Annotated in this window: 12 protein-coding genes and 1 pseudogene; 7 read left to right on the top strand and 6 right to left on the bottom strand. The window is 72.4% G+C overall.

Features of this window, described 5'->3' with window-relative positions:
- Nucleotides 1-27 precede the first annotated feature (27 nt).
- Nucleotides 28-1,308 carry a phosphopyruvate hydratase gene (gene eno / locus UQW22_RS09815; RefSeq protein WP_407316592.1) on the bottom strand — a complete coding sequence of 427 codons (1,281 nt, stop codon included), beginning with the start codon at nt 1,306-1,308 and terminating at the stop codon, nt 28-30.
- A gap of 191 nt (nt 1,309-1,499) precedes the next feature.
- Here eno and UQW22_RS09810 point away from each other — a divergent pair, with 191 nt between their 5' ends.
- From UQW22_RS09810 to UQW22_RS09800, 3 genes are all read left to right on the top strand, one after another.
- The gene (locus tag UQW22_RS09810) at nt 1,500-2,189 is read left to right on the top strand and encodes a hypothetical protein (protein WP_407316590.1); all 690 of its coding nucleotides are present in this window, start codon (nt 1,500-1,502) and stop codon (nt 2,187-2,189) included.
- A 198-nt stretch (nt 2,190-2,387) separates the two neighbouring features.
- On the top strand, nt 2,388-3,878 hold the full coding sequence (locus tag UQW22_RS09805; protein WP_407316588.1) for an ABC transporter permease: 1,491 nt from the start codon (nt 2,388-2,390) through the stop codon (nt 3,876-3,878).
- Between the two features lie 28 nt (nt 3,879-3,906).
- On the top strand, nt 3,907-4,572 hold the full coding sequence (locus UQW22_RS09800; protein WP_407316586.1) for an ABC transporter ATP-binding protein: 666 nt from the start codon (nt 3,907-3,909) through the stop codon (nt 4,570-4,572).
- A 65-nt stretch (nt 4,573-4,637) separates the two neighbouring features.
- Here the strand turns inward: UQW22_RS09800 and UQW22_RS09795 are convergent, their stop codons facing one another.
- A complete protein-coding gene (locus tag UQW22_RS09795; protein ID WP_407320770.1) occupies nt 4,638-4,880 on the bottom strand; it encodes a carbohydrate-binding protein in 243 nt (80 codons plus the stop codon).
- Between the two features lie 74 nt (nt 4,881-4,954).
- Nucleotides 4,955-8,701, bottom strand: a pseudogene (locus UQW22_RS09790) (endo-1,4-beta-xylanase); the annotation flags it as partial.
- A gap of 171 nt (nt 8,702-8,872) precedes the next feature.
- Between UQW22_RS09790 and UQW22_RS09785 the strand changes: the two are divergent.
- Together UQW22_RS09785 and lhgO are read left to right on the top strand one after the other, a co-directional pair.
- Complete coding sequence (locus UQW22_RS09785) at nt 8,873-9,289, top strand: TIGR03618 family F420-dependent PPOX class oxidoreductase (RefSeq protein ID WP_407316584.1); 417 nt, start codon at nt 8,873-8,875, stop codon at nt 9,287-9,289.
- 73 nt (nt 9,290-9,362) lie between these two features.
- The gene (lhgO, locus tag UQW22_RS09780; protein WP_407316582.1) at nt 9,363-10,574 is read left to right on the top strand and encodes an L-2-hydroxyglutarate oxidase; all 1,212 of its coding nucleotides are present in this window, start codon (nt 9,363-9,365) and stop codon (nt 10,572-10,574) included.
- Nucleotides 10,575-10,671: 97 nt separating this feature from the next.
- Here lhgO and mfd read toward each other — a convergent pair whose 3' ends face one another.
- Complete coding sequence (gene mfd, locus UQW22_RS09775; RefSeq protein ID WP_407316580.1) at nt 10,672-14,298, bottom strand: transcription-repair coupling factor; 3,627 nt, start codon at nt 14,296-14,298, stop codon at nt 10,672-10,674.
- A 199-nt stretch (nt 14,299-14,497) separates the two neighbouring features.
- Between mfd and UQW22_RS09770 the strand changes: the two genes are divergently transcribed.
- Entirely contained in the window at nt 14,498-15,109 is a 612-nt protein-coding gene (locus UQW22_RS09770) for a phosphatase PAP2 family protein (protein WP_407316578.1), read from the top strand.
- Here UQW22_RS09770 and UQW22_RS09765 read toward each other — a convergent pair.
- Nucleotides 15,097-16,131 (bottom strand): glycosyltransferase family 4 protein, encoded by a 1,035-nt coding sequence (locus UQW22_RS09765; protein WP_407316576.1) that lies wholly within the window; start codon nt 16,129-16,131, stop codon nt 15,097-15,099. The genes UQW22_RS09770 and UQW22_RS09765 overlap by 13 nt on opposite strands.
- Nucleotides 16,124-17,188 (bottom strand): glycoside hydrolase family 99-like domain-containing protein, encoded by a 1,065-nt coding sequence (locus UQW22_RS09760; protein WP_407316574.1) that lies wholly within the window; start codon nt 17,186-17,188, stop codon nt 16,124-16,126. Before UQW22_RS09760 ends, UQW22_RS09765 begins: the two co-directional genes overlap by 8 nt.
- Nucleotides 17,189-17,399: 211 nt before the next feature.
- Here UQW22_RS09760 and UQW22_RS09755 point away from each other — a divergent pair, with 211 nt between their 5' ends.
- The gene (locus tag UQW22_RS09755; protein WP_407316572.1) at nt 17,400-18,614 is read left to right on the top strand and encodes an ABC transporter ATP-binding protein; all 1,215 of its coding nucleotides are present in this window, start codon (nt 17,400-17,402) and stop codon (nt 18,612-18,614) included.
- Nucleotides 18,615-18,616 lie beyond the last annotated feature (2 nt).

Raw genomic sequence — 18,616 nt, 5'->3', positions numbered from 1 at the left:
TCGGGCCCGGCGAGCGGGCCGGGGGTGTCAGCCCTGGAAGCGCGGGAACGCCGAGCGGCCGGCGTAGCGGCCGGCGTCGTCGAGGGCGTCCTCGATGCGCAGGAGCTGGTTGTACTTGTTGATGCGCTCACCACGAGCCGGGGCGCCGGTCTTGATCTGACCGGCGTTGGTGGCCACGGACAGGTCCGCGATGGTGGTGTCCTCGGTCTCGCCGGAGCGGTGCGAGGTCATCGTGGTGAAGCCGTTGCGCTGCGCGAGCGTGACGGCGTCGAGCGTCTCGGTGAGCGTGCCGATCTGGTTGAGCTTGACCAGCAGCGAGTTCGCAGCCTTGGTCTCGATGCCCTTGGTCAGGCGCTCCGGGTTCGTGACGAACAGGTCGTCGCCGACGATCTGCACCTTGTCGCCGACCTTCGCGACGAGCGCGGACCAGGAGTCCCACTCGTCCTCGGACAGGGGGTCCTCGATGGAGACCAGCGGGTAGTCGGCGACAAGCCCCTCGTAGAACGCGACCATCTCGTCGGGCGTCTTGGCGCCGCCCTCCCACTGGTACGCGCCGTCGGAGAAGAACTCCGTGGCGGCGACGTCGAGCGCGAGCGCGACGTCCGTGCCCGGCGTGAAGCCGGCCTTCTCGATCGCGGTGATGATGAGGTCGAGCGCCGCACGGTTGCTCGACAGGTTCGGCGCGAAGCCGCCCTCGTCGCCCAGCCCGGTGGCCAGGCCCTCGGCCTTGAGCACCGACTTCAGCGCGTGGTAGACCTCGGCGCCGGTGCGCAGGGCCTCCTTGAAGGAGCTCGCGCCGATCGGGGCGATCATGAACTCCTGGATGTCGACGTTCGAGTCCGCGTGGGATCCGCCGTTGAGGATGTTCATCATCGGCACGGGCAGGACGTGCGCGTTCGGGCCGCCCACGTAGCGGAACAGGTCCAGACCGGCGCTCTTCGCGGCCGCCTTCGCCACCGCGAGGGAGACGCCGAGGATCGCGTTCGCGCCCAGCTTGGCCTTGTTCGGGGTGGCGTCCAGGTCGATCAGCGCCTGGTCGATGAGGCGCTGCTCCTCGGCGTCGTAGCCGATGAGCTCGGGAGCGATGTCGTCGATGACGGCGTTGACCGCGCCCTCGACGCCCTTGCCCAGGTAGCGGTCGGAGTCGCCGTCCCGGCGCTCGACGGCCTCGAAGGCGCCCGTGGAGGCGCCCGACGGGACGCCGGCACGTGCGAACGTGCCGTCGTCGAGGGCGATCTCGACCTCCACGGTGGGGTTGCCGCGAGAGTCCAGGATCTCGCGCGCGCCAACGGCTTCGATGCTTGCCACGGATGCTCCTTTGAGAGGGCACGCGGGCCGCCGCGGCCCGGCTCAGGCACGCTCAGTGCCCGGGGCCGCCGACGCCCGCGACGATGGAGGGTTGACGCCCCCCAGGGTAGCCCCGTCCGAGGCCCGCTGCGCCCGCGCCCACGTGGCGAGCAGCCGCACCGCGCCCGGTGGCGCGCACTATCGTGGGGGCGGTGGATGGGTTCTGGGACTTCGTCGGCTCGTACTGGTGGCTCGTCTTCCCGTTGGGCGGGATGGCCGGCGCCTGGTTCGAGGGTGTCCGCAAGTGGGACGAGCGCCGACGCCGGGACAAGATCGAGATGTACCGGATCAAGCACGGCGCCGTGGGCCGCGGGTCCGATGCTCCTGATCATTCCGAGGCGCTCGGCCGAGAGATCGAGCGCGTCGTCGCCGCGCACGAGGAGACCGACCGGCGGTGGCTCTCCTACGAGCTGGACGCCGCCAAGACGCTCGAGTACCCCGTGATCACCGACATGCGCGAGGAGGTCACCGTCGCCTTCCACCGTGCCCGGCGGGACGCCGACGCCCTGCGGCCCGACGACCCCGACGAGCTCCGCGACCGGGGGCTGCTGGACCGCTACCGCGAGGCGGTGCGCGACTACCAGCTCGCCTTCGACGTCGCCGAGCGCGAGGCGAAGCGCCGGCGCGACTCCGATCTCACGGCCGACGAGCGGCGCGCCCTGGACCGCGCCAAGAAGCTGCTGGCGCTGGCCGACGACGCCGGCGCCGGCCACGCGGAGCGACAGGCCGCCTACCGGCGCGCGATGAAGGAGCTCGAGGGGATCCTCGTGCTGCCCGACGCCGCCACCGAGGCCATCGAGCAGCGCATCGCCGGCGTACTCGGGCACCGCCCGACCGACTGAAGGGACGAACGACGTCGCTCGGCACGGCAATCAGCAGCCGTCCAGCATGCCCTCCAGAAGTTCCCTGAACTGCGGCTTCACAGGTCCGTCACAGGCAAACAGCAGGTCCGTTCGAGGTTCGCTCACTAGGTTCCGCCACGACACGGCTCGGTCGACACCGGGCCCCGCGGGCCGTTGCGCCCCTCGACAAGGAGTGGCATGTTCCTCACCTACCTGCGCCGCGAGCTGCGGCACCGACGCAAGCAGACGGCCGTCGTCGCCGTCGGCCTGGCCGTGGCGATCGCCCTGGTCATGGTCGTGTCGTCCGTCTCGGCGGGCGTCCGTGACGCCCAGGCATCCGTGCTGGAGTCCGTCTACGGCGTCGGCACGGACGTCACCGTCACCCAGGCCGGAGAAGCCGCCGGCGGGCCCGGCCGCTTCGAGTTCGGCGCGGAGGCCGGCGAGGCGGACGACGACGGCACGCGTTCGCTCGACCAGGCGCAGCTGAGCGTGGAACGCGGCACGGCGTCGTTCGACGCCTCCGCCCTCGACGAGATCGAGGGTGTCGAGCACGTGACCGACGCGGCGGCCGCTCTCACGCTGACCAGCACCTCCTTCAGCGGCGAGATGCCCGACATGAACGCGACTGAGGGCATGCCGGAGCGCGGCGAGGGGGATGGCGCCGGCGGCCGCGGCGGGCCCGACGGCGCGGGCGGCAGCGCGTTCGAGGTCGACTCCTTCACGGTCACCGGCATCGACCCGTCCGCGGACGCTGTCGGGCCGCTCACCACGGTCGAGGTCGCGGAGGGCCGCAGCCTCCAGGACGGGGACGAGCACGTCGCAGTGCTCGACTCGGCCTACGCCGAGACCGCGGAGGTCGCCGTCGGCGACACGATCAGCGTGGGCGGCAGCGACCTCGAGGTGGTCGGCACCGTCACCTCGACGACCGGTGAGGGCGTCGCGACGGGCTCCGACGTCTACGTCCCGCTCGACCTCGCCCAGACGCTGGCCGACCTGGACGGCGAGGTCACCGACGTCTACGTCTCCGTGGACTCTGCCGACAACGTCGACGCCGTCGCGGACGCGATCGCCGCCAACCTGCCCGACGCTTCGGTCAGCACCCAGTCCGACCTCGCCGGCGACGTCACCGGGTCGCTGTCCACCGCGTCGTCGCTGGTCGGCACGCTCGGAACCTGGCTGAGCATCATCGTGCTGGCCGCTGCGTTCGGCCTGGCCATCCTGTTCACCGTCTCCGGCGTCAACCGGCGCACGCGCGAGCTCGGCACCCTCAAGGCGATCGGTTGGGCGAAGCGCCGCGTGGTCGGCCAGGTCGCCGGCGAGTCCGTGATGCAGGGCCTCGTCGGGGGCGTGGCGGGGGTCGTGCTCGGGGCGGTCGCCGTGGTCGCGATCAACCTCGCCGGCATCACCCTGAGCGGGTCGTCCGGCGGCGGCATCTCCGTCGGCGGACCCGGCGGTGGCGGTCAGATGCCGGGCGGTGCGAGGCCGGGCGGCGGTGGTGGTGGCCCGTTCGGCCAGGCCGCGGACGCCACGACCAGCGCCGTCGACGTGGCGCTCTCCGCGCCCGTGACCGTGTGGGTCGTCGCCGCCGCCGTCGGCCTGGCGATCCTCGGCGGGCTGCTCGCCGGCGTCGTGGGCGGCTGGCGTGCCGCACGACTCCGCCCGGCCGAAGCCCTGCGCTCGCTCGCCTGACCGCCGTCGTACCCGAGAGGAACCCACCATGTACCAGCTCAAGAACGTCACCAAGACGTACACCGGCAAGCGCACCGTCCATGCCTTGCGGTCCGTGGACCTCGAGATCGGCGACGGCGAGCTCGTCGCGGTCCAGGGGCCTACCGGCGGGGGGAAGTCGACCCTGCTGCAGATGCTCGGCGGGCTCGACCGACCGACGTCGGGCACCGTGCTCCTCGCTGGCGACGACCTCGCACAGCTCCCCGACGGAGCACTGACCAGGGCACGCGCCGAGAGCATCGGCTTCGTCTTCCAGCACTACAACCTCATCCCGACGCTCACGGCCGCCGAGAACGTCGCGACCGCGATGGTGCCGCTCAAGGTGCCTGCCGCCGAACGCACCCGGCGTGCGCTGGCCGCGTTGGGATCCGTCGGTCTCGGCGAGCGCGCCGATCATCTGCCGGGTGAGCTGTCCGGCGGGCAGCAGCAGCGCGTCGCGATCGCTCGCGCGCTGGTCAAGGAGCCCCGGGTACTGCTCGCCGACGAGCCCACAGGCAACCTCGACGAGGCGACCCGCGACGAGATCGTCGAGCTGTTGGAAGGGCTGTGGAAAGAGCAGGGACTGACGATCGTCATGGTCACCCACGACTCGGCCGTCGCTCGGCGCGCCCAGCGCCGTCTGCGGATCGCCGGAGGCGCCGTCACCGAACGCTGAGTGATGAGTGCCTCGTCGAGGTGGTGCCCGTCGTCCCGTGCGGGCACCACCTCGACGTGGGCGTGTCAGACCAGGGCCTTCCAGGGTCCCCGTCGGTCGCCCGGGACCTGGTTGCGGGTCCACCACCGTGCCTCGTAGGTCTCGCCGTCGTGCACCACGACGTCGCCCGCGGTGAAGATCCGCGACGCGGTCCACACCGCCGTGCCGTCCGGCGCCGTGGCGATCTCCTGCCACGAACCCCAGGGCGAGTCGCCAGGCGGCTCGGTGGTCCACCAGGTCGCCCGGTACAGGGAACCGTCGTGGCGCACCTCGTCGCCGGCCGTGTAGACCTGCCCGGCCACCCACTCCGGCGCGGGCGGCACGGGGCCGTCACGAGCTCGGCCACGCCCCAGCGGTTCGTGTACTGGTAGCCGGTGCCGGTCGGGTCGGCCCACGTCGTGACCCCGGTCCGCTCGCCGCCGGTGGCGTCGTTGACCTGGAGGTCCAGGCCGTGGAACGTCCCCACGCCGCCCTCGCCGAGCAGGTCGATCGTGGCCTCCACGCGGTAGCCGTCGTCCGTGAGCGTCGTCGCCGACTCCAGGCGCGCGGCCTGGTCCGCGGCGTCCCCCGTGCCGAACGAGACCTCGTTCTCCGCGCTGATGCGGATCTGCGTGTCCTCGGCCCGGTAGGCGCCGTTCTTCGTGTTGCCGGCGTCGAGGAAGATCTCCACCGAGTCCTGGATCCACGGGTCGGACCCGCTGACGTCCACCTCCGGGTCCGGGACCTCCGCCAGCACGTGCAGCGTGTCGTCGCTCCACAGGGTCCGCACGGTCGCGACGGCGCCGTCCGTGCCCTCGACGGTCCGGTCGGTCGTGACGGCGTTCGCCGCGGACCACACGTCGTCGACCTCCCCGTCGACCTGCGGGGCGGTCGGCGCCTCGACGACCTCGACGACGCTCAGCGGCTCACGGAGCGTGAGCGTGCCGAGCGCGCCGGGGGTGTTCCACCCGGCGGTGGCACCGCCGTCGGACACGCGGACGTCCAGACCGAGGGTGTCCCCCTGGCTCGCCGCCTGCAGCGGCAGGTGGGCGACGACGGCGTACCCGCCGTCGGTCCCGGTCACCTCGGCCGCGGTGTCCGCTGCCAGGTCGCCGGTGACGTCGCCGTCGCGGCCGACGACGGCGGTCGCCCCGTCGAGGTCGAACGTGACGGCGTCGCTCGCCTCGGCCGCACCGTCGGTGACGGACACGTAGGCGGTCAGGTGGCCGGGCGCCCAGCGCAGCTGGAAGCCGGCGACCTGCTCCCCCGCCGCGGACACGGCGTGCAGCGGCAGGCGGTCCCAGACGGGCGACGCGGCGGCCTCGCCGTCGAGCGGCACCTCGCCGGCGAAGACGTCCGCGGCGCGCAGCTGCGCGGGCAGCTCGGCGTCGACGGCCCCGTGGTAGGCGGGCTTGGCCTGGTAGGCGTCGTCGAAGAGCAGCGGTGCGCCGTCGTCCGCCCGCCACGACCGTCCGTCGGTGAGCCCCCACACGGTCACGGAGTAGAGGGAGTCCGCCCGGTAGCGGAACAGCCGGAAGGCGTCCCGGTAGTAGTAGCCCTGCTCGACGAGCCGGGCCTCCGTCTCCGGGGTGCCGGTGGTGACGTCCAGCTCGGTGACGGCCTGGGTGACCGGCAGGTCGGCGAAGCGGTCGATCGCGGCGCCCAGCGCCGAGATCGGCATCGCGAGCGACACGTGGAACTGGTGGCCCACGCCGTCCAGGGGGACGTCGCGCTCGAGCAGCCGCTCCACCAGCGCGCGGTAGCGGTCCTGCTTGCCGTCCTGCTCGGTGTTGTAGTCGTTGATGAACAGCGCCACCGGACGGTCGGCGCCCTCGGCGGCGTAGCGCTCGTTGAACGCCTCGTCGGCGTACTCGAAGGTGAGGTCGATGAACTCCTCGCCGAGGATCCGGTACCACTCGCTGCGGCGCAGGCCGTCGTCGGTAGCACCGTCGGACACGACCTCGTTGACCACGTCGAACGCCGTCACGGGGTTGTCGCCACCGAACTCGCCGTAGGTCGCCAGCCACTCGGCCACCGCGAAGACGTGCGTGCGCAGCCGGTCCCGCAGCACCTGCTGGTCGGCGGCGGAGTCGGTGAGCGGCTCACCCGCGGCGTCGGTGAAGAACCAGTCCGGCGTCTGGGAGTGCCAGGTCAGCACGTGCCCGTACATCGCGAGGTCGTTCGCGGCCGCGAAGTCCATCAGCGCGACGGCCTCCGGGTGCGGGCGGAACGTGCCCTCGTCGTCGTACCAGGCCTCCGGCTTCATGTGGTTCTCGGCGGTGACCTGGCCGAAGTGCCGCAGCAGCAGCTCGGCGGCCGACCCGCTGGTCTCGCGCGAGTCGATCGCCACCCCGGCCGGGAACGGCACCGTCTCCTGGATCGGTGTGAGGTCCTGGACGACGGCCGGCGCGGGCACCGAGACCACGACGTCGTCGACGAGGAGATCGCTGGTGTTGGAGCCGTTGTAGTCGGTCTCCAGGTAGAGGTGCTGGTCCTCTCCGGCCGGCGCCTGGAACGTCCCGGTGACCTCCGTCCAGCCGTCGGCGGTCACCTCCGACCACTGCGCGAGCGTGGCGTACGAGGTGCTGCCGTCCGCGGTGCTGGCCAGGGAGAGCCAGACGGCGTCCGGCTCCTGCCCCGCTGGGAACCGCACCTGGGCAGAGACCTCGTAGCGCACCCCGGAGGTCAGCACCTCCGAGACGTCGCGCCCGATGCCGTCACCCTGCTCGTCGCGACCGGTGACCAGCGCGGCCGCGTCGCCCGAGGGCGCGTCCGCCGTCGTGATCTCCACGGTCGGGTCCGTGTCGTCGCCGGTGCGCGGTCCCCAGCCGTCGAGACCGTCCTCGAAGTCGGTGCTCAGCACGGGGCCGGACGCCGGGGGCACGCCCTGGACCGGGGTGAACTCCCACCCCTCGACGAGCCGCTCGGTGACCACGGTCTCGACCGCGGCGAGGGATCCGGAGCGGTCGCCGCCGCCGTCGTGCACGAGCACGAGCTCGCCGTCGGTCAGGACGGCGCGCAGGTTCTTCGTCAGGGTCGCCTCGTCCTGGGTCTCCCAGTCGGCGATCGTGTTCGTCACCGCGAGCGGCTGCATGCCGAGGTTCACCGCGACGCCCGGGGTGGCTCCCCACGAACCGTTCGGCGCCCGCCAGAACGGGACCTTCGCGTTCGGGTCACCGAGGGCGTCGCGGATGATCTCGAGGTTGGCGATCATGTCGGCCTGCGCCTGCTCGGGCGTCATCGACCCCATGTCCGCGTAGCCGGTGGAGTGGCTGCACAGGGTGTGCCCCTCCGCGACGATCCGGCGCAGGAGCTCGGCGCCACCGTCGGCCTCGACGTTCTGACCGACGACGCAGAACGTGGCCGGCAGGTCGTGCTCGGCGAGGAGGTCGAGCAGCGCGGGCGTGACGCCCGGGTTCGGACCGTCGTCGAACGTGAGCGCGGCGACGGGACCCCCGGTGGTGCCGTGCTGCGCCGCGGACACGGGTGGGGCCGTGGGGCTGACCGCTCCGCCGGGGACGAACCCGTCGGGCAGGCCGGTGTCGACCTGCTGGCCGGTGATCGTCAGGTCGTCCACGAGGAAGTCGGGGTGCACGTCGCCGACGGGCGCGGCCTCCAGGTAGAGCTGAGCGGCGGTGAGCCCGGCGGGCATGGTGTACGTCCCGCCGACCTGGACACACTCGTCGGCGGTGGCCGTGACGGCTCCGCCGACCCAGGTGTGGGCGTCGCCGTCGGCGGAGGTCTCCTGGACGGTGACGTGGACGTCGGTGGCGTCCGTGACCCCGGCGGGCAGCTTGACCCAGGCCTCGACCTGGTACACGCCGTCCTCGGCGAAGAGGTCCACGACGTCGGTCGCGGGACCGTTCCACTCCCCCGTGCGGTCGGTGACGCTGAGCGCCCCGTCGCCGGTGCGTGCGTCGTCGGTGATCCCGAGGGTCACGGGACCGCGCGGACCCCAGGGGTCGACCGTCGATTCGAAATCGTTTTCCAGTACGACGGCATCGTCCGCCGCAGCGCTGGACGCCCCCGCGGCGTTGGCGCCGAACGCGACCCCCGCCGCCAGGACTGCTGTGCCGAGACGGGCGACCGCCCCGGTGAAACTCTGCCTCATCGTCGCTCCCTTGCGATGTGCGGCCGGGGCGGCGATGCCCCGGAGCGGGGCCGCGTGCGCGCCCCGCGGGTCGAGGCTAGAGGGTCTTCGAAAACGATGTCACCGCTCGGAACGACCCCGATCGGAACCCTCAGCGCGATGAGTTGCGGCGGCACCGTCGGTCCACCCGCCATGACCCCCTTCACCCACGACGGACCACCACACATCCCCGACGCCGCCCGCACGCTCGTCGACGAGACCCACATCGCCCATCTCGCCACCGTCCTGCCGGACGGCGCACCGCACGTCGTCCCGCTCTGGATCGCCTGGGAGGGCGACCGTCTCGCCTTCCTCACCGGCCCCCGGTCGCGCAAGGCGCGCAACATCGCACGCGACCCCCGCGTCTCCGTGTCCGTCGCGCACACAGAACACCCCTGGCAGATGGCGATGTTGCGCGGACGGGTCGTGGAACGGGTCGACGGCGACGCCGGCTGGGCGCTCGTCGACCGGATCTCCCGCGCGTACACCGGCGAGCCGTACCCCCGCGGTGCCGAGCGGGTCGCCTACCTCGTCGACGTCGAGCACGCGACGGCGGCGGACTTCGGCTGATCCCCGACCGAGGCGGCAGAAGTTCACCCGCCACCGGTCAACGCGGCAGCGCCGCATGCGGAACCATGAGCCCATGCGGAGGATCGCCGTCATCGGGGCAGGGATCGTCGGGCTCGCCGTGGCCGCGCGGCTGTCGGCCCGCGGCGACGACGTCGTCGTCCTCGAGAAGGAACCGGAGATCGCCCGCCATCAGACGGGCCGCAACTCCGGCGTCATCCACTCGGGCCTCTACTACGCCCCCGGGTCCCTCAAGGCACGGCTCGGCACCGCCGGCGCGGCGTCCATGACCCGCTTCGCCCAGGAGCGCGGCATCGACGTGCGCACCAGCGGCAAGCTTGTCGTCGCGACCGACGCCACCGAGCTCCCCGCGCTCGCCGAGCTCGAACGACGCGGGACCGCCAACGGCGTGCCGCTGCGACGTGTCGCTGCCGACGAGCTCCACGGCATCGAGCCCCACGTGCGGGGCGTCGGTGCGCTGCACGTGGCGTCGACAGGGATCGTCGACTACCCGGCGGTGTGCAGGGCGCTCGCGGACGACGTCGTCGCGCACGGTGGTGAGGTCCGGTGCCGTGCGCGCGTGGTCGGCGCCCGGTCGTCAGCGCCCGGGGCCGGGATGCGGATCGACGTCGAGCTCGCGGCCGACGACGGCGCCCGGCACGAGCAGATCGCCGTCGACGCCCTGGTCGCGTGCGCCGGCCTCTACGCGGACCGGTTCGCCGCGGCATGCGGTCTCGCGCCAGACGTGCGGATCGTGCCGTTCCGCGGCGAGTACTTCGACCTCGTCGGGGACGCCGCCCACGTCGTGTCGACCCCGGTCTACCCCGTCCCGGATCCCCGGTTCCCCTTCCTGGGCGTGCACCTGACACCCACGTTGCACGGCACGGTCCACGCAGGTCCCAACGCCGTCCTCGCCCTCGCCCGCGAGGGCTACCGGTGGCGTGACGTCGTCCCGGGCGACGTCGTCGAGTCGCTCACCTGGCCGGGCCTGTGGTCGCTCGGAGCACGGCACGTCGTGCCGGGCGCCCGTGAGGTCGTCCGTTCGCTCTCCCGGCGAGCGTTCGTGCGGTCGCTGCAACGCCTCGCTCCCCTGATCGAGCGCCGGCACCTCGTCCCGGCTCCGTCGGGGGTGCGGGCCCAGGCGCTCGAGCGCGACGGACGCCTCGTCGACGACTTCCGGATCCTGACGGGTCCCCGTCAGGTCCACGTGCTCAACGCCCCCTCGCCTGCGGCGACCGCGAGCCTCGAGATCGCGCGCACCGTGGTGCAGCACCTCGACCAGTCGTGACCTGGGCGACGACTCCCGTGGGTCTGCCCACGGCGATCGGACGGCAGCTGCCGGAGCAGGCCCACCGCCGCAGCGCCCTCGCGAGAACGCCGACCGGCTACGCCCGCGCCCCGGCCGAGGCCGCAGCGGCCACCTCGCCGAGGAGCACGGCGTCGATGAGCTGACGCGCCCAGGTCAGCACCGCGGTGCCGCGCAACGGCTTACCGCCGATGCGCGCCGTCGTCGGGAACGGGACGAGCACCGCGCGGATGCCGGGCTTGAGGATCGTGCCGGGGTAGAGCCGCTTGAGGCGCATCTGGGCGGACTCGGGAAGGTCGACCGGTGCGAACCGGATGTGCTTGCCCTGGGCCGTGATGTCCGTGAGCCCCGCCCGCCGGGCGTGGTTGCGGAACTCCGCGACCTCGAACAGCGCCTCCGTCGGCTCGGGCAGCGCGCCGTAGCGGTCCACGAGCTCGGCCCGCACCTCCCCGAGCGCGGCGGCGTCCTGCGCGGCGGCGATCTTCTTGTAGGCCTCGAGCCGCAGCCGCTCGGTGGCGATGTACGACTCGGGCAGGTGGGCGTCCACCGGCAGCTCGATCGTCACCTCGGGCTGCTCCTCCTCCCGGTCGCCGCGGAAAGCCGCCACGGCCTCCCCCACCATGCGCACGTACAGGTCGAACCCGACGCCGGCGATGTGCCCGGACTGCTCGCCGCCCAGGAGGTTGCCCGCACCGCGGATCTCCAGGTCCTTCATGGCGATCTGCATGCCCGCCCCGAGATCGGTGTGGGCGGCCATCGTGGCCAGCCGGTCGTGCGCGGTCTCCGTCAGGGGCCGCTCGGGCGGGTAGAGGAAGTAGGCGTAGGCGCGCTCGCGGCCCCGTCCCACCCGCCCGCGCAGCTGGTGCAGCTGGGACAGCCCGAGGGTGTCGGAGCGCTCCAGGATGAGCGTGTTCGCGTTCGAGATGTCCATGCCGGTCTCGATGATCGTGGTGCACACCAGGACGTCGAGCTCCTTCTCCCAGAAGGCGCGGATGACCTGGTCGAGCTGCTGCTCGCTCATCTTGCCGTGCGCGACGCCGATCCGGGCCTCCGGCACCAGCTCGGCGAGCCGGGACGCGGCCCGCTGGATCGACTCGACCTTGTTGTGCACGTAGAACACCTGGCCCTCGCGCAGCAGCTCGCGCCGGATCGCCGCGGAGATCTGCCGCTCCTCGTACCCCCCGACGTAGGTGAGCACCGGGTGGCGTTCCTCTGGCGGCGTCGCCAGGGTCGACATCTCCCGGATGCCGGTCACGGCCATCTCCAGCGTGCGCGGGATCGGTGTCGCGGACATCGCCAGCACGTCCACGTTGGTGCGCAGCTGCTTGAGCGTCTCCTTGTGCTCGACGCCGAACCGCTGCTCCTCGTCGATGATCACCAGCCCGAGGTCCTTGAACTGCACCGAGCCCGTGATGATGCGGTGGGTGCCGATGACCACGTCGACGCTCCCGTCCTGGAGACCCGCCAGCGTCTCGGAGGACTCCTTGGCGCTCTCGAAGCGCGACAGCGCCCGCACGTTCACGGGGAACCCGGCGTACCGCTCGGAGAACGTGTCGAAGTGCTGCTGGACGAGCAGCGTGGTGGGCACCAGGATGGCGACCTGCTTGCCGTCCTGCACGGCCTTGAACGCCGCGCGCAGGGCGATCTCCGTCTTGCCGTAGCCGACGTCGCCGCACACCAGGCGGTCCATCGGCACGGACTTCTCCATGTCCGCCTTGACCTCGTCGATGGTGACGAGCTGGTCGGGCGTCTCGACGTAGGCGAAGGCGTCCTCCAGCTCGCGCTGCCAGGGCGTGTCGGGGCCGAACGCGTGCCCCTGCGTCGCCATCCGCGCGGAGTAGAGGCGGATCAGCTCGCTCGCGATCTCCTTGACGTGCTTGCGGGCGCGCGCCTTGGTGTTCTTCCAGTCGGCACCGCCCATCTTGGACAGGCTCGGGGACTCGCCGCCGGTGTACTTGGTGACCTGGTCGAGCTGGTCGGTGGGCACGAAGAGCCGGTCACCCGGCTGGCCACGCTTGGAGGACGCGTACTCGATGACCAGGTACTCGCGCGTCGCGGCGTTCGCGCCGGCGCCGAGCGTGCGCTGCACCATCTCGATGAACCGCCCGACGCCGTGCTGCTCGTGCACGACGAAGTCGCCCGCCGTGAGCTGCAGCGGGTCGACGACGTTGCGGCGTCGCGAGGGCATCTTGCGCATGTCCCGGGTCGAGGACCCCTGGCGGCCGGTGAGGTCCGACTCGCTGAAGACCGCGAGCCGCAGCTCGGGCACCACGAAGCCCTTTCCCACCAGGGCGGGCGCGACGTGCACGACGCCGCCCTCGGGCACGTCGGTGAGCTCGGTGACGAGGCGTGCGGCCGTGTCGGCGGCACGCAGCTGCTCGGTCATGCGCTGCGCCGGGCCGTGCCCCTCGGTGGTCAGCACCAGGCGCCAGCCGGCCTTCTGCAGCCCCTGCACGTCGTCCAGGGCGCGTGCCACGTCACCGCGGTAGGACTCGACGTCGCGCGCCGCGACGGTGAAGGTGCTCACGTCGCCGTCGGTCGCGACCGGTTCCGCGGCCGCGGCGTCGTCGTCCGCTGCTGCGGCGCTCGCGGTGTCGAGCGAGAAGGCCGAGAGCGTCCACCAGCCGAGGCCGCGCCGGGCGGCGACCTCGCGGGTCTCGGCGAACGTCGCGAACGACGCCGCCGACAGGTCGAGGGGGGCCTCGCCGCCCGCGACGGCACCCGTCCAGGCCGCGGCGAGGAACTCCTCGGTGGTGGCGACCAGGTCGTGGGCACGACGGCGCACCCGCTCGGGCTCGTCGAGCACCAGCAGGGAGTCGGCCCGCACGAGGTCGAGGACGGGCACCATCCGCTCCACCAGCGCGGGAGCGAGGGACTCCATGCCCTCCACGGCGATGCCCGCGGCGAGCCTGTCCAGCATGTCGGTGGCGCCCGGCAGCTGCGGGACGAGGCCGGCGGCGCGCTCCCGCACGGCGTCCGTCAGCAGGATCTCGCGGCACGGCGGGGCCCACAGCCCGCGGTCGGCGAGCTCGAGGGAACGCTGGTCCGCCACCGAGAACCACCGGATCTCCGAGACCTCGTCGCCCCAGAACTCGAGGCGCAGCGGGTGGTCCTCGGTGGGCGGGAACACGTCGAGGATCCCACCGCGGACGGCGAACTCGCCCCGGCGCTCCACCATGTCGACGCGCGTGTAGGCGGCGGCGACGAGCGCGTCGCCGACGGCGGTGAGGTCCGCCGTCTGCCCGGTGTGCAGCTCGACGGGGACGAGCTCTCCCAGCCCCTCGACCACCGGTTGCAGCAGGGCGCGCACCGGCATCACGAGCACCCGCACCGGGCCCGCCTGGGCGTTGCCCGGGGCCGTGTCGGGGTGCGCGAGCCGGCGGAACACGGCCAGCCGCTTGGCCACCGTGTCGGCACGGGGGCTCAGCCGCTCGTGCGGCAGCGTCTCCCACGCGGGCAGCACCGCGACGTCGTCGGCACGGTCGTCCGGCAGGTAGGCACGGACGGCGGCGGCCAGCTCGTCGGCGTCGCGGCCCGTCGCGGTGACGACGACGAGAGGGCGCTGCTGCGCGGCGGCCGCCACCAGCGGGGCGCGCACGCCCTTCGGGCCGACGACGTCGACCTCGCCTCCGAGCGGCACCGCCTCCAGGGCAGCGGCCGCTCCGGGGTCGTCGAGCAGGGCGGGGACGATGCCGGTGAGGTTCATGGCGGTAGAGCGGTCCTTCCGGGACGGCGTGTGGCAGCACGACAGGCCCGGACCCCGCACAGGGCCAGGTTCGGGTACGCCCGACCAGGGTACGCCCGGCCGGTGACACGGCCCGCGGGGCCCGCCGATGAGCCCGCCCGCCGGGTGAAACGTCCGACGGCGCCTCCCTCCCCTCTCGGGCGGCCCGTAGTCTGCCGGGATGACCGCGCCTGTGCGCCGCCTCGCCCTCGCCGGCCTCGGGACCGCGCTCCTCGGGGCGGCAGCCGCCCTGTACGTCGGGGCCGTCCGGACGGACGCCGGTCAGGAGCGTGACATCGTGCTCTTCGCCGAAGCGCAAGGTGCCAACGCCGTCCTCGAGGGACCGGCGTCGCTCCTGCGAGGAGCGCTCCCCCCGGTGCTCGTTGTCGTGTGCGCCGTGCTCGCCGTCGCCGCCGTGGTCGCCCGACGCTGGCGCTCCCTGGTGGCCGGCACCGTCATCGTCGCAGCGGCCACTCTCGGGTCACGCTGGCTGCAGACGGCACTCGACCGACCGTATCTGGGTGAGCACGGCTACACCGACAACACTTTCCCCTCCGGCCACGTGGCGGTCACGACAGCGCTGGTGGTAGCGGTGATCCTGCTCTGGCCGACTTCGTCCCGACGTGCCCCTCTGATCGTCGCCCCCGTCGTGGTGGCGGTCACCTGCCTCGCGTCGGTGGTGGGGCACGCACACCGGCCCAGCGACGTCGTGGGCGCCGTGCTGCTGGCCGGTGGGCTCGCGTGCCTCACCACGGCGACGTGCGGGCCGCCCGCCGTACGTCAGGAGCGGTAGAGGGCCTCGTGGGCGTCCACGACGCGGCGGAGATCGAACTCCTGGGCACGACGGCGGCCCGCCGCGGCGAGCGCCCCACGCGCCGGCGCATCCTGGAGCAGGTCGCGCACTGCCGTACCGACGTCCTCGAGGGGGACGAGCCGGGCATCGGCACCGTCGCGGGTGACGTACCGGGCCCCGAGGTTCGGCGTGGACACCACCGGCGCCCCGCCGGCCATGGCCTCGACATAGGGAATCCCGAAACCCTCGTAGTCGGACGGCAGGCAGAACACCCACGCGCGGTGGTAGACGTCGACCAGCTCGGCGTCCGTCAGCGCGCCGAGCGCCACGACGCCGTCGCCCGGGTCGTCCGGCACGTCGCGCGAGACCATCCACAGCTCGGCACCGGGCAGGTGCGGACGCACGTCGCGCACGAACTGGCGAGCCAGCTCCGCACCGCGCTTCCGTCCGTTCCACGCTCCGACGAACAGGGCCACCGGGTGGTCCGCACGCGACTCGACCCGCGGCGCGAACCGTCGCGTGTCGACACCGTTGGGGACCACGGACCGCACCCAGGGGTACCAGCGGCGGGTCCGGGGCGACACGACGACGGTCCGGTCGGCGACCAGGGACGCCAGCACCTCGGACAGCCCGAGGAGAACCATGCGGAACTTCTCCTTGAGCCCTCGGATGCGGCGGGCCTCCTCGAAGCACGAGCCGTGCAGCGTACGGACGTGGCGGCGGACCCGACGTCGCCACAGCCAGTAGTCGTCGCCGTGAGCGTGGAGCACGTCGTAGCCGGAGAGGTCGACGCGCCGCAGCGCGAGCGCGAACCGGAACGTCCGCAGCGACCCGGTCAGGCGCACGTGACGGTGCCCGTAGACGGCACCCTCCACGGCGGGGCAGTCGCTGAACACGTCGACCGTGTGCCCGCGGCGCACCAGCTCGGTCGCCAGCTCGTGCACCTGGTATCCGATCCCCATCTTGGATGTGCTCGGCAGGTAGTACGAGATCATCGCGATCCGCAGCCGACCGTCAGCCACGGATCCCGCTCCGTAGCGCCTCGAGCCAACGGCGCCCGTGGCGCAGGTCCGGCTCCAGGTGGTTCCCCTCGGCCCACTCGTTCCACGACTTGACCCAGAGCAGGCGCTCGTCCCGCGGCCGATCCGTCAGCGTCGCCGCGGCCTGGCGTACGTTGCGCTCGAACTTCTCGGGCGACGACCCGGTGAGCACGAGTCCCCGGCTCCCGGAGCGTGGCGAGTTGTCCCAGTTCGGGTACACGCAGGGCTGGATGTCGCGACCCGTGCGCGCCGTGGCGGCCCAGTCGTCGGAGTACGGGTAGATCTCCGGCCACCGGCCCAGCTTGCGCCCGAGCCGCATCCGCAGCACGTCCTGTGTCCGACGGCGCGCGGGCATCCGCATGTAGACCCCCGCGTCGAAGCCGTCCCGCTGGATGCGGTCGTACCGCGGACCGTCGCCGAGCAGGTCGCTCATCTCGGCCACCAGGTAGAGGCCCGGCAGGCCGGCACGCCGCGCCATGTCCTGCCACAGGTCGACGAACCGGGCGGCGTCGGGCAGCTCTTCCGGCCGGAAGACGTAGAAGACCGGGCGGTCGTCGACCCGCAGGTAGCGCTCGTCCCGGAAGGCCGGGAGCACGGCCTCGAAGTGTGCGGCATGGTCGTCGACACCCGGGTAGTGCTGCTGCACGAGCACCTTGTCGGCCTCGCCGTGCCAGATGCCGCTCCACGTCTGGTTCGCCCACGCCAGGCAGAACGAGATGTCCGGCTCGCCGGACGAGACGACTTCGGAGAACGGGCGCTCGAGGATGCGACGCCCGTGGCCGAACCAGTAGTGCCAGTACGCGAACGCCTCGACCCCGTACTGACGGGCGAGCTCGCTCTGGGCCGCCCGGGCCTCCGGCAGCCGCAGGTCGTAGAAGCCGAGGTCGGCGGGCAGGTTCGGCTGACGGTGACCGGGGAAGAGGGGGCGAGCACGGGCCGTGTTGGTCCACTCGGTGAACCCGGCGCCCCACCACTCGTCGTTCTCGGGGATCGGGTGGAACTGCGGCAGGTAGAAGGCGACGGGCCTCACGTCGTCCACCACTGCGTCCCCCGTTCGTCCTGGCCTCCCCCGGGCGTGCCGGGCCTTCACGAGAATAGGCGGACGGGCTCACGATCACCGCAGCCGACGACTGCTTTCACCCGCGCTGCGACGTCGTGCAGAGAGGTTTCACCCGGCACCAGCACCTCTGCGGCCACATTCACCCGATCTCGCCGTCCACGACCAGTTCCCCGACGCATATGTTGCACGTGTGCGTGCGACGAAGGAACCAGCGATCACCGTCGCCGGGCTCGGGAAGACCTACCGGCTCGGCGCGTTCGGCGAGCGCCCGTCCACGGCCGCCGCCGCGGCGGTCCAGTGGCTGCGGTCCACCGGCAAGCAGAAGTACACGCTCTTCGACGCCCTGGACGACGTCACCTTCGACGTCCCCCAGGGCGAGGCCCTCGGGATCGTCGGGCGCAACGGCGCCGGGAAGTCGACCCTGCTCAAGATCCTGACGCGGGTCACGGCGCCCACCCGGGGGCGCATCGAGCTCAACGGCCGGATCGGCTCCTTGCTGGAGGTCGGCACGGGGTTCCACCCCGAGCTCACCGGCAAGGAGAACATCTACCTCAACGGCGCGATCCTCGGGATGACCCGGCAGGAGATCAACCGCCGCTACGACGAGATCGTCGAGTTCTCCGGCATCGAGAAGTTCCTCGCCACCCCGGTCAAACGGTACTCGTCCGGCATGTACGTGCGGCTCGCCTTCTCGGTGGCCGCACACCTCGAGACGGAGATCCTGGCGATCGACGAGGTGCTGGCCGTCGGCGACGCCGAGTTCCAGCGACGGTCGATCCAGAAGATGCGCGAGGCCGCGCAGGGCGGCCGCACGGTCCTCTACGTCAGCCACCAGCTACAGACGGTGCAGGCGCTGTGCACCTCGGCGGTGCTCATGGACCGTGGCCGGCTCACGTTCGCCGGTTCGGTCGAGGGCACGTTGCAGGCCTATCGCGACAGCTTCGAGAGCTTTGCCCTGGCGCAGTCGGAGCCCGAGAACCGCCCCGGCAACGGCGCGGTACGCCTGTCCTCGGTCCGGATGAGCGACGAGTTCGTGAAGTCCGGCCAGGACGTCGTCGTCGACTTCGAGGCGCCTCCGAGCAAGGACCTCGTGGGGACGTACTTCGTCTCGATGCACATCAACAACGACCAGGGCGCCGTCATCGCCCAGTGCGACTCCCGGCTCGTCGGGCGATGGTTCGACCCCGAGACGCCCCAGAAGGGCCGGCTCGTGATTCGCGACCTGTGGCTCAAGCCCGGCCAGTACACCGTGGACGTGTACGCGTGCCAGACCGGCGTGCTCGACGCCTGGGAAGGCGCGTGGCGGTTCGAGGTCCTGCCCGACCTGCCGTACCCGGAGTTCGCCGAGTCGTCGAGCACCGAGAAGGGCATGGTCTTCGTGAACTTCGACTTCGAGAGGGCCTAGAC

This window comes from Isoptericola halotolerans, from assembly GCF_045689585.1.
GTDB lineage: Bacteria > Actinomycetota > Actinomycetes > Actinomycetales > Cellulomonadaceae > Isoptericola > Isoptericola halotolerans_B.
Note: the sequence above shows the minus strand (reverse complement) of the source record. Positions and strands in the feature narration are given on the sequence as shown.

Bases quoted from the DNA above. Each gene is read 5' to 3' on its own strand.
- UQW22_RS09805 (WP_407316588.1), top strand. From the start codon at position 2,388: ATGTTCCTCACCTACCTGCGCCGCGAGCTGCGGCACCGACGCAAGCAG.
- UQW22_RS09800 (WP_407316586.1), top strand. From the start codon at position 3,907: ATGTACCAGCTCAAGAACGTCACCAAGACGTACACCGGCAAGCGCACC.
- UQW22_RS09785 (WP_407316584.1), top strand. From the start codon at position 8,873: ATGACCCCCTTCACCCACGACGGACCACCACACATCCCCGACGCCGCC.
- lhgO (WP_407316582.1), top strand. From the start codon at position 9,363: ATGCGGAGGATCGCCGTCATCGGGGCAGGGATCGTCGGGCTCGCCGTG.
- mfd (WP_407316580.1), bottom strand. From the start codon at position 14,298: ATGAACCTCACCGGCATCGTCCCCGCCCTGCTCGACGACCCCGGAGCG.
- UQW22_RS09770 (WP_407316578.1), top strand. From the start codon at position 14,498: ATGACCGCGCCTGTGCGCCGCCTCGCCCTCGCCGGCCTCGGGACCGCG.